At 21.6% G+C, this 17,986-nt stretch carries 16 protein-coding genes; 9 read left to right on the top strand and 7 right to left on the bottom strand.

Features of this window, described 5'->3' with window-relative positions; all coding sequences use genetic code 11:
* Positions 1–74: 74 nt before the first annotated feature.
* The gene (locus tag AB4W61_RS01145) at positions 75–884 is read left to right on the top strand and encodes an inositol monophosphatase family protein (RefSeq protein ID WP_367679143.1); all 810 of its coding nucleotides are present in this window, start codon (positions 75–77) and stop codon (positions 882–884) included.
* 993 nt (positions 885–1,877) lie between these two features.
* Here AB4W61_RS01145 and AB4W61_RS01140 read toward each other — a convergent pair.
* Both AB4W61_RS01140 and AB4W61_RS01135 read right to left on the bottom strand, forming a co-directional pair.
* Positions 1,878–2,600, bottom strand: a complete 723-nt coding sequence (locus AB4W61_RS01140) for a pseudouridine synthase (protein ID WP_367679142.1) — start codon at positions 2,598–2,600, stop codon at positions 1,878–1,880.
* Between the two features lie 117 nt (positions 2,601–2,717).
* Entirely contained in the window at positions 2,718–3,614 is an 897-nt protein-coding gene (locus tag AB4W61_RS01135; RefSeq protein ID WP_367679141.1) for a DMT family transporter, read from the bottom strand.
* Positions 3,615–3,883: 269 nt separating this feature from the next.
* Between AB4W61_RS01135 and trpD the strand changes: the two genes are divergently transcribed.
* The 8 genes from trpD (at position 3,884) to sppA (ending at position 12,335) form a co-directional block, all read left to right on the top strand.
* Entirely contained in the window at positions 3,884–4,891 is a 1,008-nt protein-coding gene (gene trpD / locus AB4W61_RS01130; protein WP_367679140.1) for an anthranilate phosphoribosyltransferase, read from the top strand.
* Positions 4,888–6,264: a bifunctional indole-3-glycerol-phosphate synthase TrpC/phosphoribosylanthranilate isomerase TrpF gene (gene trpCF / locus AB4W61_RS01125; protein ID WP_367679139.1), complete on the top strand. Its 1,377-nt coding sequence runs from the start codon at positions 4,888–4,890 to the stop codon at positions 6,262–6,264. The genes trpD and trpCF overlap by 4 nt, the downstream gene beginning before the upstream one ends.
* 32 nt (positions 6,265–6,296) lie before the next feature.
* A complete protein-coding gene (gene trpB / locus AB4W61_RS01120; protein ID WP_367679138.1) occupies positions 6,297–7,490 on the top strand; it encodes a tryptophan synthase subunit beta in 1,194 nt (397 codons plus the stop codon).
* Complete coding sequence (gene trpA, locus AB4W61_RS01115; RefSeq protein WP_367679137.1) at positions 7,483–8,286, top strand: tryptophan synthase subunit alpha; 804 nt, start codon at positions 7,483–7,485, stop codon at positions 8,284–8,286. The genes trpB and trpA overlap by 8 nt, the downstream gene beginning before the upstream one ends.
* A gap of 109 nt (positions 8,287–8,395) precedes the next feature.
* The gene (locus AB4W61_RS01110) at positions 8,396–9,139 is read left to right on the top strand and encodes a YciC family protein (RefSeq protein WP_367679136.1); all 744 of its coding nucleotides are present in this window, start codon (positions 8,396–8,398) and stop codon (positions 9,137–9,139) included.
* A 30-nt stretch (positions 9,140–9,169) separates the two neighbouring features.
* Complete coding sequence (locus AB4W61_RS01105; protein WP_367679135.1) at positions 9,170–9,718, top strand: inner membrane-spanning protein YciB; 549 nt, start codon at positions 9,170–9,172, stop codon at positions 9,716–9,718.
* Positions 9,699–10,124, top strand: a complete 426-nt coding sequence (gene yciA / locus AB4W61_RS01100; RefSeq protein ID WP_367679134.1) for an acyl-CoA thioester hydrolase YciA — start codon at positions 9,699–9,701, stop codon at positions 10,122–10,124. Before AB4W61_RS01105 ends, yciA begins: the two co-directional genes overlap by 20 nt.
* A gap of 306 nt (positions 10,125–10,430) precedes the next feature.
* Positions 10,431–12,335, top strand: coding sequence for a signal peptide peptidase SppA (sppA, locus tag AB4W61_RS01095; protein ID WP_367679133.1), 1,905 nt, complete (start codon positions 10,431–10,433; stop codon positions 12,333–12,335).
* Between the two features lie 82 nt (positions 12,336–12,417).
* On the opposite strand, the gene ribA is transcribed toward sppA, so the two are convergent.
* The 5 genes from ribA to AB4W61_RS01070 all read right to left on the bottom strand — a co-directional run bounded on the left by ribA (position 12,418) and on the right by AB4W61_RS01070 (position 17,938).
* The gene (gene ribA, locus AB4W61_RS01090) at positions 12,418–13,002 is read right to left on the bottom strand and encodes a GTP cyclohydrolase II (RefSeq protein WP_367679159.1); all 585 of its coding nucleotides are present in this window, start codon (positions 13,000–13,002) and stop codon (positions 12,418–12,420) included.
* Between the two features lie 238 nt (positions 13,003–13,240).
* Positions 13,241–14,179 carry a lipoyl synthase gene (lipA, locus tag AB4W61_RS01085; RefSeq protein ID WP_367679158.1) on the bottom strand — a complete coding sequence of 313 codons (939 nt, stop codon included), beginning with the start codon at positions 14,177–14,179 and terminating at the stop codon, positions 13,241–13,243.
* Between the two features lie 84 nt (positions 14,180–14,263).
* Positions 14,264–14,914: a lipoyl(octanoyl) transferase LipB gene (lipB, locus tag AB4W61_RS01080; protein WP_367679157.1), complete on the bottom strand. Its 651-nt coding sequence runs from the start codon at positions 14,912–14,914 to the stop codon at positions 14,264–14,266.
* Between the two features lie 94 nt (positions 14,915–15,008).
* Complete coding sequence (locus AB4W61_RS01075) at positions 15,009–15,647, bottom strand: YchE family NAAT transporter (protein WP_367679132.1); 639 nt, start codon at positions 15,645–15,647, stop codon at positions 15,009–15,011.
* Positions 15,648–15,988: 341 nt separating this feature from the next.
* Entirely contained in the window at positions 15,989–17,938 is a 1,950-nt protein-coding gene (locus tag AB4W61_RS01070; RefSeq protein WP_367679131.1) for an exoribonuclease II, read from the bottom strand.
* Between the last annotated feature and the right edge of the window lie 48 nt (positions 17,939–17,986).

Raw genomic sequence — 17,986 nt, 5'->3', positions numbered from 1 at the left:
ATATTTGTTTCAAAGGATTAATATCCTAATAATTAATTCTAATTATAATAAAAATATTTTTAGGAGAAAATTTAATGCATCCTATATTAAACATTGCTATCCGAATTGTTCGTAAAGTAGGTGCATTTATTCTTCAAGTTTATGATTCTCAATCATTTGCACATCATGACCAACAAAATACGATTAGTATTGTTAATACTGTAATTGTTAAATCAGAAAAAATTATGGTTGATATGATCAAAAAATTTTATCCTGATCATAAAATACTATCAACTTATAACATCAGAGAAAAATTTGAAAACAATAAGATATACTGGTTAATCAATCCGTTGAGTGGAAAAATAAATTTTAGTAAAAAAATTCCTTATTTTTGTACATCAATAAGCATTATTATTAACAAAAAAGTAGAAGCATCTGTAATATATGACCCCTTACAAAATGAATTATTTACATCAGTTAAAGGGCAAGGTTCAAAACTTAATGGATTTCGTACTCGTTGCATACAACCATATTCGATTAAAAATACAATTATTTCAATTAATAACAATTTCATTTATACTATTTGCACGAATAATATATATTCTGAATTTTTAAATCAAATGAATTTTGATGGAATTCAAATCAAATGTTTAGGATCTTTAACATTAAATTTAGCATATGTATCTGTCGGAAGGACAAGTGGTTTAATTTGTATTCAATCTCCTTTTTTAAAAATTTTGTCTGGAGAGTTACAAATTAGAGAATCTGGAGGATTAATTAACAATTTTAATAGTAATATGAATATTATACAAAATAATAAAGAAACTAACATGCTAGATATTGTAGTAGGAAGTTCAAAACTAATAAAGTATGTTTCTGAACAAATATCTAAAATAAAAAAATAAATATTTTTTTATTTTTAAAAACTTTTTCATATGAAAAAGTTTTTAAAACTTATAAAAAAATTTTAAAAAATATTAAAAGTCACTTATGTAATAAAAAATATTTCATATATTAATTTTATAATAAAAAAATAAATACTAAAAATAATATTTTTATTTAATATAATGTTAAAATTTTTAATCACAAAAAGCATATATTATATATAAAAATATCAATATATTTAAACCATAATGATTTAATATTTCGTTCTTGATTTTTGTTGGTTTTAATGGAGTGTTTGTCATAACAATTTCAATTTTTTTATTATAAATAAAAAGATAGGATACTAATTTTAATTTCAATAAAAAATATCCTGATTAAAAATTAGTATTATAAGTTATATAACTACATAATTTTACGTTAATTTAAATAATTTAATTATGTATTTTAATCTTATTAAAAATGAATAAAATGTAGAACATTTAATTTATTTTTAATTATAAACATATTTTTTATTAAAAAAAAGATTTTTATTATAAATTTATTAATTTTTAAATTTTTGTATAAAAAACTATACGTTTGTTTACAACTAAAACTAGGTTAAAAAAATTTATAGCTTTAAATAAATAATTATTTATTTAAATACATAAGTATATATAAATTAAATTATTAAAATGATTTAAAAATCTAAACTGTATTTAAAAAAAAATAAATTATGTAATAAAACAATAATTGATAAAATAAAGAAATTTATATAAAAAACTTTAAAATAAATACTTATTTGTTATTTATAATTCAAATTAATTATTTTATTTTTTTTAAACATTTAACAACAACTATTATCATATATAAATTATATGTTTTATATATATAAAAAATATTAATCAAAATAAATAGTTTATTAAAAATATTTTTTTATTAATTAAAATTATATAATTAAAAACTTAAATAATAAAATTCATAAATTTTTATAAAAAATTATCTTTATTAATATCATTGTTTTAACAAATTGTGTACTAAATACGTATTTTATTAGATAATTCTTTAAAATTGCCCGGATATAAACTATGAGGTAATGAAATAGATCCATATTGAATTCTAATCAATCGAGAAACTTGAATTTGTAAATAATTAAATAGTTTTCTTATTTCACGATTTTTTCCTTCATACAAAGAAACTTTGTACCATTTAAATGTCTTATTACTATTATGAATTTTAATTTCATTAAAGTGTAAAAAATTATTTTCAATAGTTAACCCCATACGCAACATATTAATTTTAAAAACGTTTATCTTTCCAAATAGTCGAGCTAAATACACTCGTTTAATATAGTTTTTAGGATGCATTAATTTATTAGCTGTTTGCCCACAGTTTGTAAAAATTATTAAACCACTGGTATTTAAATCTAATCTACCAACACTAATCCATTTTGTATTCGTTAATTTTGGTAAATTTTTAAAAATTGTAATACGGTTTAAAGGATCTTTTCTAGTTGATATTTCTCCGACAGGTTTATTATATATTAATATTCTTTTTTCTATTTTCTGTTTTTTTTTATTAAAGTTAATTTTTATTTTATTAATATACAATTCATGTATATTTTTAATGTCTATCTTTTCTCCTAAAATAATTTTTTTTTTATTAATAATAATATTATTGTTTTGTATTAATTGTTCAATTGATCTACGAGACCCATAACCTAACCTGGATAAAATTTTCTGTATTCGCTCTTCTGCCATATTATTAATCCATTTAATCAAAAAAAATAATTTATATTTATAAAAAAAATTTAAAAAAAAATAATAACTACATTATTTAATATAATCTAATCAATGCAGTTGTTTAAACTAAAAAAATTAATTCTTACTTTTTTTTAATTTTTTATTAGGTAAAATAGCTACAACCGAACCAAAAATGAAAAAAATAATGAGCAGTATTTCATATATATTAATATATTTTCGATACATAAAATGTTCTAAAATAATAACTATTATAGGAAATGTTAAAAAAACTGTTGATGCATAAAAAGAATTAATTTCTTTTTGTAAATAAAAATATGCAACTATTCCTAAAAATCCAGAACAGTAAGATAAAAATAAAATTGATTTTATAGAACTATAAGAAAAACAATATATACTAGGATGCTCAATACAAATTGATACAATTAATAAAGTTATTCCAGATAATAAAGATGGTAAAGCATTAAAAGTAATCACTGACAAATGATTTAATTTTTTTTTCCATAAATATACATAAATATATGAATGACATAAAGCAGCACATAATAATGCTATCCATCCTTTATATTTATAAAAATTATGCATTCCTAAATTAAAAACAGTAAAAAATAAAAAAGACACTATAACAATAAAAACACCCATGATTTGTACATTTTGTATTTTTTCTTTTTGTATATAACTACGATTAATTAACATTAAAACTGGAATATTAGAAAAAATCAAAGCACTTAATATATTATTAATATATTGTGCTGCATATATCATTAAAGCGAATGGAACTGAAAAATAAAAAAATGATATTAAAAACTGAAAAAATCTTTCTTTTTTTGGAAAAAGTAACGTAATATTATTAATATAAGCAATAACAATTAATAATGGAGATACTAATAAAAATCTTAAACTAGTTGCAAAAATAGGTGGAATTGTTTTCACTGCGATTTTCATAGCAATCCAATTTGCTCCTAAGGAAAACGAAACAAAAAAAAATAATATTATTATTATTAATTTCTTCACAATAAACCTTCTTTATTTAAAAAAAAATATTTTATTTAATTAAAATTATTTATTTATCTATTAAAAAATTCTTATAAATATTTTATTAATTTTAATGTTAATACGTAATTTATAATATAAAAATTGAAAATACTGATCTTTAATTTTAATTATTATATAAAAATAAATAAATAAAAAAATAATAAATATTTACTATATCAAAATTTTTAAATATAAGAAAAAATTAAAATGTAAAGTTATATAATTTTTTTAACAGGTGTCATTTATACATGAAAGATATTTTTAAAAAAATGTATTCTTATAAAGAGCTAAGCGAACAAGAAACATATAATCTTTTTAATCATATAATTTTTAAGAAAAAAAATAACATAGAATTAACAGCTTCACTGATTGCAATGAAAATGAGAGGAGAAAGGTATAATGAAATATTAGGAATAACACGTTTATTTTTAGAAAAATCTCGATTATTCCCCTCACCAAAATATAAATTTGCAGATATTGTAGGAACAGGAGGTGATAATTATAATGATATTAATATATCAACTATTAGTTCTTTTGTAGCATCTAGTTTAGGATTAAAAATTGCAAAACACTGTAATGTTAGCATTACTAGTAAATCTGGATCCTCTAATATTTTAAAAAAATTTAATATCAATTTAAATATATCGCCTAAAATATCTCGATTTTTTTTAGATAAATTTAATATTTGTTTTCTTTTTGCTCCTTTTTATCATCAAGGTTTTCGTCAAGCACATCCTATTAGAAAATTTTTAAACACAAGAACAATTTTTAATATACTAGGACCTTTAACGAACCCTGCCAAACCTCCATTTACTTTAATAGGTGTATATCACAAAAAATGGATTAATGTAATAATTAGAATATTAAAAGAATTAAAATATCAAAGAGCTATTGTATTATGTAGCAATAATACAGATGAAGTGACCTTATTTACAAAAACATACATTGCAGAATTAAAAAATAAGAAAATTAATTCATATGTTCTAGAACCACAACATTTTGGTTTGAACACGTTTAATTTTAATAACATAAACGAAGGGGGAAAACCAAAAAAAAATCATGAGATAATAACAAAATTACTACAAGGACAAGGATCTGAATTTCATGAACAAACAATTGCTGCAAACGTTGCATTAGTATTAAAAATATTTGGTCATGAAAATTTAAAAGAAAATGCTCAAAATGCATTAAAAATAATTAGAAGTGGAATAGTTTATAAAAAAATTATTAAAATTGCACAATTAGGAAAAGCATGAATACTACAATTTTAGAAAAAATAGTCCAATCTAAAATAGAGTGGATTAAAAAAAGAAAGAAAAAACAACCATTAAATTCCATAAAACATAGTATTTATACAAGTAACCACAGTTTTAAAAAAACTTTAATTTCTCAAAAACCATTTCTAATTTTAGAAATAAAAAAATCTTCTCCATCTTTAGGTAAAATAGTAAATAATTTTGATATTTATACTATTTCTAGAATATATAAAAAATATGCAACATGTGTATCAGTATTAACTGATGAAGTTTTTTTTTCAGGAAAATTTGAATATATACCAATAGTTAAATCCATTGTAAATAAACCAATACTATGCAAAGATTTTTTTATCGATACTTATCAGGTATATTTATCTAGATTTTATCAAGCAGACGCAATATTATTAATGTTATCTATATTAAATGATCAACAATTTTTATTACTATATCAACTAGCTAAACAATTGAATATGAATGTTATTACTGAAATTAATAATGTTGATGAATTAAATAGAGCTATTAAATTAAAATCTGAAATCATTGGTATTAATAACAGAAATTTGCATGATTTAAATATTGATATTAACCGTACAATTAAATTAGCTCCTTTAATTCCCAACAATATTATTAAAATTAGCGAATCAGGAATTAAAAATTATGCTACTTTAAATAAATTAAAAAAAATAGTAGATGGATTTTTAATTGGATCTTTTATTATGAAGCATAAAGATCATAAAGAAGGAATTCATAAAATAATATTTGGAAAAAATAAAATTTGTGGAATAACTAGAGTTAAAGATGCATATAACTCAAAAAAAATAGGAGCTATTTTTGGAGGTATGATTTTTGTAAAAAAATCACAAAGAAAAATAAATTTACAAATTGCTAAAAACATAATTGATACAATAAATTTAAAATATGTTGCAGTTTTTCAAAATGAAAAAATCGAAAAAATTGTCAAAATTGCAACAACGCTAAAATTATATGCAATTCAGTTACATGGAAATGAAAATCAATTTTATATTAACGCATTAAAAGAAAAAATACCTTATCCTTTATTTATATGGAAAGTAATAAGCATTCACGATACTATACCCAAATTTTATTTTGATAACATACAATATTTTTTATATGATAACCAAAATGGAGGAACTGGTACATCATTTAATTGGTCTTTATTAACTAAAAAAATATATACTAATTCAATTCTTTCAGGAGGTATTAATGCTAATAATTGTCAATATGCTGCACAATTAGGTTTTGATGGTTTAGATTTAAACTCTGGAGTCGAAATTGAACCCGGAATTAAATCGAAAAAAAAAATAAAAAATGTTTTTGAACTAATAAAAATTAATAAAAAAAATATTTTTTAATAATTTATTAATTAGCTAAAAGGGTACTAATAATGACATTAATTAACGCTTATTTTGGAAAATTTGGAGGTATGTTCGTTCCTCAAATACTTATTCCTGCTTTATACGAACTAGAAAAAGAATTTATATTAGCTCAAAAAGATAACAAATTCAAAAAAAAATTATCAAATTTATTAAATAATTATGCTGGTCGACCTACTCCATTAACATTATGTAAAAATATTACTCGTGGAACTCAAACAAAAATTTATCTTAAAAGAGAAGATTTATTACATGGAGGAGCTCATAAAACCAACCAAGTATTAGGACAAGCTCTATTAGCTATCAGAATGAAAAAAAAAGAAATAATAGCAGAAACTGGAGCTGGACAACATGGAGTTGCAACAGCATTAGCATGTGCGTTGTTAAATATAAAATGTCGTATTTATATGGGTGCAAAAGATATCAAACGACAAAAATTAAACGTATTGCGCATGAAATTAATGGGAGCTAAAGTTATTTCCGTTCAATCTGGCGCTAAAACATTAAAAGATGCTTGTAATGAAGCATTACGAGATTGGTCTAGAACTTATTCTACAACTCATTATATGTTAGGCACTGCGGCAGGGCCTCATCCTTACCCAACTATAGTAAAAGAATATCAAAAAATTATTGGAGAAGAGACAAAAAAACAAATTTTAAAAAAAGAAAATAGTTTACCTGACAAAATAATTGCATGTGTAGGAGGAGGTTCTAACGCTATAGGAATATTTACTGAATTTTTAAACGATCAAGATGTAAAATTAATAGGAGTTGAACCAGCGGGTTATGGAATTAATTCTGGCAAACATGGAGCTCCATTAAATGCCGGCGAAACCGGAATTTATTTTGGAATGAAATCTAAAATTTTACAATCTAAAGATGGACAAATTAAAGAATCTTGGTCTATTTCAGCAGGGTTAGATTTTCCTTCAGTAGGTCCTGAACATGCATGGTTACAAAAAATAGGTCGAGTAAAATATGTTTCTATACAAGATAATGAAGCTATAAATGCATTCCAACTATTATGTAAAAAAGAAGGAATTATACCAGCTTTAGAATCATCTCATGCTTTAGCTGAAGCAATTAAAATTATGAATCAAGATCACAAAAAAAAACAAGTTATTATCGTTAATTTATCAGGAAGAGGTGATAAAGATTTAAATACTGTAAATACAATTTTAACAAAAGGAAAAATAGATGAATAAATATCAAATTTTATTTGATTCATTAAAAAAAAAAAAAGAAAAGTGCTTTGTTCCATTCGTAATAATTGGAGATCCTTCATATGAATCATCTCTAAAAATAGTAAATACATTAATTAAAAATGGAGCGGATGCTTTAGAATTAGGATTTCCTTTTTCAGATCCAATGTCAGATGGCATTACTATACAAAATGCCAATTTGAGAGCATTTCACTCTAAAATTAATATTAACAAATGTTTTAATTTTATCCTTGAAATAAGAAATAGATATCCTGATATTCCAATAGGAATATTGACATATGCAAATATTGTATTTAGTCAAAAAATAAATGTTTTTTTTTCAAAATGTGCATTAAATCAAATTGATTCAGTTTTAATTGCTGATGTGCCAATTGAAGAATCATATTTATTTCATGATTGTGCTAGTAATAATAAAATTAGTATGATTTACGTATGCCCTCCAAATGCTAACAATTCTACTATTAAAAAAATTTGTAAATACAGTTCTAGTTTTATTTATTTATTATCCAGACCTGGAGTTACTGGAACAGAAAATAAGGCATTAATACCTCAAAAACATATTATATTAGAATGTAAAATAAACAATTCTGTTCCTCTGTTACAAGGTTTTGGAATATCTACCTCTCAACAAATAAAAAAGTGTCTTAAAAATGGTGTATCAGGAGTTATTTGTGGTTCAGTAATTGTCGAAATCATAGAAAAAAATTATCAAAATCATCATACTATGCTTTATGAGATAGAAAAGACTGTAATTGAACTAAAACAAGCAACTTTATAATAGTATTTGAATATATACAAAATTTATAAAATAAAAATATAAAACATATATTGTATAAATGTTTTATTAAAAATAATTATAATATTTTGTATAAAAAAAAGGAGTAAAAATGAAATGTACAGGCAATCAATCATTCCGTTGCAGTTTTAATTTTATTTTTAAGATTTTTTTTCAAAGCCTTGTATTTTCTACTATTATATCTCTACTAGAAGTAGCATTAAGTCGCTTAACAAAACCATCAATTCGGCAATTAAATTCTTTACATATAAATTATTTGCATAATAATATTATATTATACCAATTGAATTATAATTTTAATTTATTACAAAAAAAAATGCTAATACATATATTTTTATTAAAATACTTATCTTCTTTAGTAGAAACAGCTTTATTAATCAGTATTACTATTTTCTGTATTGAATTCATAGTATATAAAAAAGAAATTAACATTTTTTCTCTGATCAAAAGAGCAATATGTATATTTCCTTCAGTTATACTTTTAACATTAATATTAAATTTATTGATACAAATTGGATTAATGCTTTTTATTATACCTGGAATAATATTAATCACGTATTTTTCTTTATCGCCTATAATTTTAATTATAAAAAATATAAAACTAAAAGAATCTTTATTAAATAGTTTTCATATTACCAAAAAACATTACTTGATTTTTTTATTTCCAGTATTTTTTTATTTATTATCAAAATTATTTGTTATAATACTTTTTATATGTTTTCATTTATTTAGTATGTCTGTTTCTAATACAGCATTTCATATTATAAATAATTTTATTTTTTGTATGTTAATTATTTATTTATTTTATTTATATAAAAATATTCATATAGAATAACAATTCTAACAATTCATTGGATTTAACATTATGAAACCGATATTTCATTTACTTTCCTTAATAGTCTTTTTTATATCTTACAAATTTTATGGATTTATGCTTGCTTCCGAAATTTTATTGCTAGTTACTGTAATGAGTTTTTGTGCAAATTGGTATTTTTTTACAATTAACATTTTAGATATTATTAATTTCTTTTTAATTTTAATATTAAGCGTCTTAACAATGCATATACAAAATATTGAATTAATAAAATATAAAATGTCTTTATTTTATATTTTGTTATCCATCGGTTTAATATATAGTCATTTGGGAACAAACAATAGTTTTATTAAAATATTAATTAGTGAATCACGTCATTTAAATGAAGAAATAATAAAAAAAATTAATCTTGCATGGATGATATTTTGCGTTTTTTGTGCAATATTACATGCTATTGTTGCATCATTCGCTTCTGATAATTTATTAATGTTATTTAAAATTTTTGTACTGACTTCTTTAATGATAATTTTTATCGGATCTAATCTAATATATGTTCAATATGCAAAAAATAATAAAATAAATGAAAAAAACCAAAATTAACAATAATACTCATTATTTACCTGATGGTGAAATTGTACTTAAAACAGTAGCAATGCCTTCCAATGCTAATGCGAATGGAGATATTTTTGGGGGATGGATTATGTCTCAAATGGATATAGGTGGAGCAATTTTATCTAAAGAGATATCTGGAGGGAAAGTTACTACAGTACATGTAAAATCAATTAATTTTATACAAAAAATATCAGTAGGAGATATAGTGACTTGTTATGCAAAATTAATTAAAATTGGTAACACTTCTATTACGACAAAAATTGAAATTTGGAATAAAAAAGTCACTTCTATCCCATTAGGAAAATATTATAAAGCAACAGAAGCAATATTTATATATGTTGCAATAAATGAATTAGGTAATCCACGCCAAATTCCTTTAATCAGCATTATTTAATAATTATATGAAATAAAAAACAAATAATTATTAAATAAAAAATTTTTTATCTATTTATTACAAGAAAAATAACGTTTTATTAATTCAGTATTTATTAATATTTAATTGATACTTATTAAAAAAATAAAATCAAAATATTTTAATTGATTTTATTATTAACAACATTAAAAAATTAAATTTTATTTTTTTTTTAAAAGATACAAATTATAAACATTATTTTTATATATTTAAATTTTTATTTAAATGAAATATTAAATTTAAAATAAATTAAAACAAATTTAAATTTATTTTAATATTGGAGGTATAATGAGTGATTTATGGAAAAAATTATGCAATATTTTTAAATGGATTTTAAAATTTTTAAATATTATCCGCATCTCTTTACTTAATATTATATTTATAATACTTATTGTAATTATGATTTATTCAATATATACAAAAATCAATATCAATTATCAAGTAAATCAAACTCAACCCAGCGCTTTAAAAATAGATATAGAAGGATACATATCCGATCATTTTATACGTTATCCATCAAGCAGATTAGTAGACAAATTATTTCATGAAAATGCTTCTTCATTGTATGAAGACAATTCAGTTTATAATATTGTTGCAAAAATTCGTCAAGCAATTCGTGATCCCTTAATTCCTGGAATAATACTAGAACTAAAAAATTTTACAGGAGGTGATTATACTGCTTTAGAATATATAGGAAAATCACTATTAGAATTTAAAAAATCTGGGAAAAAAATTTATAGTATTGAAGAAAATGCTAATCAAAGCCAATACTTTTTAGATAGTTTTGCAAATAAAATATTTTTAGATCCATATGGATCTATTAATTTACATGGTTTTTCTATAGAAGAAACATATTTCAAAAAATTATTAAATATATTACAAATTGAATCTACAATTTTTCGAATAGGAAAATATAAATCTGCTGTAGAACCATATATAAGAAATAATATGTCTAAAGAGAATAAAAAAACTCGATACCAATGGATTGCTGATTTATGGTGTGATTATGTTAAAACTATTGCTAAAAATAGAAATATATCTTGTAATAAAGTTGTACCTAAAGCAAAAAAAACTATCCATGATATGAAAAAATTTCACGGAAACATGGCTATTTTTTTTAAAAAAAACCATATTATTGACAAAATATTTTCTAGTAAACGAATTGAAAAAGAACTAATAAAAATTTTTGGATTAAACAAATCAAAAAATAGTTATAATTGCATTAGCATATATGATTATCCATTAAAAAAACAATCACCAAGTAATATTAAAAATAATAAAATTGCAATAATATCCATTGACGGTGTAATTACAGGAAACGGATCAAATAGTTATGATAATGCTCCTACATCTATAATAACTGAATTAGAAAATGCAAAAAATAATAATGATGTTAAAGCAGTTATTATAAGAGTAAATACCCCAGGAGGAGAAGTTACTGCTTCAGAAATTATCAGAAAAGAAATAGAAAAAATAAAAAAAGCTGGAAAACCAATTATTATATCAATGGGAGATGTAGCTGCTTCAGGAGGTTATTGGATTGCTACAGCAGGAGATTATATAATCGCTAATAATAATACAGTAACTGGATCAATTGGTATTTTTAATTTATTAAATAATTTTGAAGATAGTTTAAAATTATTAGGTATATCTACAGAACAAATTAATTCTACAGATATGCCGCATATTGTATATACAAAAAAAGTAAGTCCATTAATTAAACAATTTATACAAGCTCACGTCACCGAAGGATATAAAAAATTCATTAAATTAGTTTCTAAATCTAGAAATAAACCAAAAAACTACATTAAACAAATAGCAAAAGGAAGAATATGGACAGGTAGACAAGCTAAAAAAATTGGTTTAGTTGATATGATAGGAGATTTTGATGATGCAATAGCAAAAGCGGCGTCCATGTCAAAATTAACTAATTTTGAATTGATATGGGAAAAAAGTACAGTTGACGTATGGGATTATGTTAAAGAACAATTTAACATTAATTTATTTGATAATAATTCCATTCAAAACAATACTGCTTCTGTATCATTATGGTTACCTGATGCTTTATTACATATCTTGAACGAGTTAATAAAAATATTAAAAAATTTAACTATGATACATTCAAAACAAAATACAAACATATTCAATTTATATGCAATATGTTTAAATTACCAAAAAGTACAATTAGATTAATAATCAGTTTATGATTAAATAAAATTAGAAATAATTGTAAAAAAATTTATTTATTTTTTTACAATTATAAATTAAATAAATTTTAAAATAAATGCCCCATTTTTTTTTCTTTAGTACTTAAATATTCACTATTTTTTTTATTTTTCTTAATTATTAGTTTAACTCTCTCAATAACTTCAATACCTAATTTAGATAACGTTTGTATTTTTAATGGATTATTAGTAAGCAATTTAATTTTTTTTATATTTAATAAGTTCAATATCTTAACACAAGAAACAAAACTTCTTTCATCTGCAGAAAAACCTAAAACATGGTTAGCTTCAACAGTATCCAATCCTTTATCTTGTAAAGCATATGCTCTAATTTTGTTTAATAATCCAATATTTCTTCCTTCTTGTCGGTGATATATTAAAACTCCAGAACCTTCTTCTGTAATTTTTTTAAAAGATTCTTGTAATTGCATGCCACAATCACATCTTAAACTAAATAATGCATCTCCAGTTAAACATTCTGAATGAATTCGTACTAAAATTGGAGAATTAGACATAATTTTTCCATGTAATAATGCTACATGATTTTTTTTATTTTCAATTTCTTTAAATCCAACAATTTTGAAATCACCCCATGGCGTAGGCAATTGTGCTTGATCAATTTTTTTCAATTTTATTAATCCTTTAAAAAATTTTATAAAAATATATTTTATAAAAAAATTTTGGTTTATTAAAAATTCAAAACAAACAAATTCTATAGATATTATCTATAATAATTCCTATAATAGATACATTATTGTAAAAATTATTGTAAAAAATTAATAACATATATGAAATAATTAAAAGATAAATTATTTTAATTCGTAATGTAATTAAAAATCTTTAATTTAAAAATATAAAAAATAATATCTATTATTAATTATTAGAAAAATTATTTTTATTTGAAAAAGTATTGTTTAAAAATTGTTCATCAGCATTATATGAAGAACGAACAAAAGGACCGCAAAAAACATTTCTAAAACCAATAGATAACGCTTGATTTTTTATATCATTAAATTCAGAAATAGTATAATAATGTTTAACTGGAAAATGTGAAGAAGTTGGTTGTAAATATTGACCAATAGTTATCATATCTACTCTATGAGTTTTTAAATCACTTATTACATTAATAATTTCGCTTTTTTTCTCCCCTAATCCTATCATAATACCAGATTTTGTTATCACATTTGGATTCATATTTTTAAAATTCAATAATAAATTTAATGAATGCTGATAATTAGCTCCTGGACGAATTGCTTTGTATATTCTAGGAACACTTTCTAAGTTATGATTAAATATATCTGGATATGCATTAGATAAAATTGATACAGCATTATTTGAACAATTTTTAAAATCAGGAACTAAAATTTCAATCTTAATATTTTTTTTTAAGCTTTTTATTGCTTTAATACATTCAAAAAAATGTTGAGCACCTCCATCTTTTAAATCATCTCTAGTAACTGAAGTCAACACAACATGTTTAATGTTTAATTTATTAATTACTACTTTTAATTGATTAGGTTCATGTGCATTAGGTAATGTAGGTCTTCCTTTAGAAACTGCGCAAAAAGGACATTTTCGAGTACATATTGCACCTAATATCATAAAAGTAGCAGTTCCACGATTAAAGCAATCTTGTAAATTAGGACATTGAGCTTCTTCACATACAGAAAATAAATTATGTGTTCTTAAAGTTGACTTCATTGCGTTAATTTTATTATTATCTATTAGTAATTTTATTTTAATCCAATCAGGTTTTTTGTTTTTTATAATATTATTGTCTCTTTTATTATTCTGTGTAAAATGTTTTGTGATTTTCTCCAAATTCTATACCCTTATATATACAAGTATTTCATACTATACTTAAAATAAATTTTTTTATTTTATGAAAAATTATTATTAAAAACCATATACAATACGTATTTTACTCATAAAAATATTACTAATTTCTTTAATTAAAACGTTCTGTACTTGATTCATTGAAATATTAAAAATAAAATCTGATATTTGCGTCATTTTAATGTTTCTTATTCCACAAGGATAAATATAATTAAATGGAGTTAAATCCATTTTAACATTTAAACTACATCCATGTAATGAACAACCTCTTTGAATTTTTAAACCAAAAGAACTAATTTTTTTATCTTCAATATAAATACCTGGATGTTTAATTCCAGCAATGCTATGAATAAAAAAAAATTTTAAAGTTCTAATAATTATTTTTTTTATTTTTTCAATCAAATTAAAAATACTTAATTGACATCGTTTTAAATCAATTAAAAAATATATTAATTGTTGTCCTGGACCATGATAAGTAATTTTACCCCCCCTATTGCTATACCTAACCGGAATATTTTTATGTAAAAAAATAGCATTACTTTGCTGATGCATATTTCTAGTTTGACCTATAGTAAATATAGGTTCATGTTCTGTTAACCAAATTTCATCATATGTACTACTATTACGTTGATTGGTAAAATGGTTCATTTTATTAAAAATAAAACTCCATTTTTGCATCCCTAGTTTTCTTATCAACATTTTATTAGAAATAATAACTTTATTATTATCAAACATAGTTTTAATATTTAAATTAAATAATGATTACTCTAAAAAGATATTTAAAAAATTTTAAATAATAAAAATTTTATAATAAACTCGGAAATAAAACAGATATTCCTCTTATAATTAATTCAATTCCTAATGCCATTAATAATAACCCCATAATACGAGTAATAATATTAATTCCTGTTGAACCTAATATAGAAACAATAATAGGTGCTGTACGAAATAGCATCCAACAAAAAAATGTAAAAAATGCTATTATAATACTTCCTATGATCATATTTATAATTCCTGAATACTGCATACCCCACATAATTGTCGTGCTAATAGCTCCAGGACCAGCTATTAATGGCATGGCTAATGGAACAATTCCAATATTAGTATCTGAAATAATCTCTTTTTTATGAATTTTATTTTTTTTAATTAGCGTACCATTAATCATAGACATTGCAATAATGGATATTAAAACCCCACCAGAAATACGAAATGCATTCATAGAAATACCAAAAAAACACAATACACTATTTCCTAAAATTAATGATATTGATAATATAATAAAAACGCTTATATTAGTAATATAATTAGTTTTATTTCTTTCTTCTACAGAAAAATGATTTGTCATCGTAGTAAAAATGGGAATCATTCCAATAGGATTGACTAAAGCAAACAAACTAACAAAAAAATTTAAATATACTGAAATATCTGAAAAAATAAAATGCATATTTACTCCTATCTTAAATTAAAATTAAAATAATAAAAATTTAAAATGCTGAGTAAAAATACAATTTTTTAATATGTTAATAAAATAAATTTTATAAAAAAAATAAATTATTTATAATTAAAAATATTTAAATATTTCAATAAATATGTTAAATACTATTTAATTAATACGATTAATTATATTTCTAAAAATAAAAATATACAAAAAAAATACTTTTAATAAAATAAATTTTATTAAAATAAAGCAGTAAAAAAAATTTTGCAATACTTTATTTTTTTAATATTAATTATTTATTTGTTTAAATACTTTAAATTTGTGATACAGCATTTTAAAAAAATAACTTAATTACATAATGTAGCTATAATATTTCTATTAGATTTATTTATTTCAATAATTTTTACTTTAATTTTATCGGTTACACGATACATAGGTTTATTGTTTATATATATTATTCCTTCTTCTCTTTTACAAATAATATTTTTTTTTATATTATGTAAAAAACAAGATGGAACAAATACTATTACACCAATACTTAATAATTTTACACGTATTCCACTAGAATTAACATCTATAATTTCTGCAATATAGTCTTTATTAATATAGTTATTTTTATAAATATATATAAAATATAACCACTCTTGAATTTCTTTTTCAGCAATACGGTTTCTTTTTTTTATCTCCAAAATACTACTAATAATATTTTTACTTAAAAAAATACAATATTGATTATTTTTAACTAAAGTTGATTTAATTAATCTATGATTAATCATATCAGTATATTTACGAATAGGAGAAGTCCATGTCGCATATATATTTAAACCTAAAGCAAAATGTGGTTTTGCTTGTAGACTTAATTCTCCAAAAGATTGAAATTTTCTCATTCTATACTCAATATATTCATTTGATAATGAATATATATATTTCATTATTGTACAAAAATCTTCTAATGTAGAATTTCTATTGATAGTAAAAGGAATATAATTTTGTGATAAAAATTTATTTAACTGTTCAATATGATTTTTTTCAAAACCATTATGAGTATTAAATATACCAAAATTAATTTTTTGTTTTAAATAAATACCTGCAGCATGATTAGCTAATACCATTGCTTCTTCAACCATATGATGAGCTATATTCCTATATTCTGAAGAAATATAAGTAATTTCATTATCTTTACTAAAATGAAATTGATATTCAATTTTATCTTTAAAAGATATGCAATTATACTTTCTCCATAGCATTCTAATTTTACAAAAATCTAACAACAAATTAATTTGTTCTTCAATAAATTGATTTTTAGGTTGCCACAGTATATTTTTTTTATTAATCCACTGGGCAACTTGTTTATACGAAAGTTGTGACTTAGAAATAATCCAAGCTAAAAAAAATTTTATACTTTTTTGTACTATGAACCCATTTTGATCTACAATTGTTTTACATATTAAAACTGCACGTCGTTTTTTTTCCTTCAAAGAATATGTGTCTTCCGATAATTCTCTTGGAAGCATAGGAATATTAAAACCAGGTAAATAATTTGTGAATCCTCTTTTTAATGCAATAGAATCCATATCACTTAAATATGGAATATATGCTGTTGGATCTGATATAGCAATATAAATTACAAATTGATTTAACCGATTTTTTTTTATAAAAATAGCATCATCTATATCTTTAGTATTGCAATTATCAATTGTAATAAAATTAATTGATGATAAATCTTTTCTAACATTATTATCTATATTTTTATATTTTTTAATATCAGTATCAATACATTTTTTACTAATATTGTATTTAGATAAAATAATTAGCCAGGGTTTAAAACTATCTTTATCATCAATAATAAATTCCACTATATTTGCATAAAAAAATAAGTTTCCATTAAGTTTATGTTTTACTAAATGCGCAATAACCCAATCATTATTTTTAAACAATCTTTCTTTAAAAATACTTGTATTACATACAATTAATTGATTCAGTAAAGGGTGCTCAGGAATTATATATGTTTTTGTATGTTGCTTAAAAATTTTACCTACAAAATATTTTAAAAAAGGTTCGACTAATTGTATCGGTTTAGCAATAACGCGTTCATTTTCTTTTTCTATTATTGCAATTATCCGATCTCCATGCATAACTTTCTTCATATAAATAGGAGGAATAAAATAACTTTTTTTAGAATCAACATCTAAAAATCCAAATCCTTTTTTTGTTCCTTTAACAACACCTTCAAATCTATTTTTTGTAATTTCGAAAGATTGTTTTAATTGTTTTAATAGAGTGTTATTTTGAAACATATTAGATAAACCTAATGTGAAAAGAAATAAATGATTTAATAAAAATAT

Source organism: Buchnera aphidicola (Thelaxes suberi) (genome assembly GCF_964059005.1).
Classification (GTDB): domain Bacteria; phylum Pseudomonadota; class Gammaproteobacteria; order Enterobacterales; family Enterobacteriaceae; genus Buchnera_I; species Buchnera_I aphidicola_C.
Note: the sequence above shows the minus strand (reverse complement) of the source record. Positions and strands in the feature narration are given on the sequence as shown.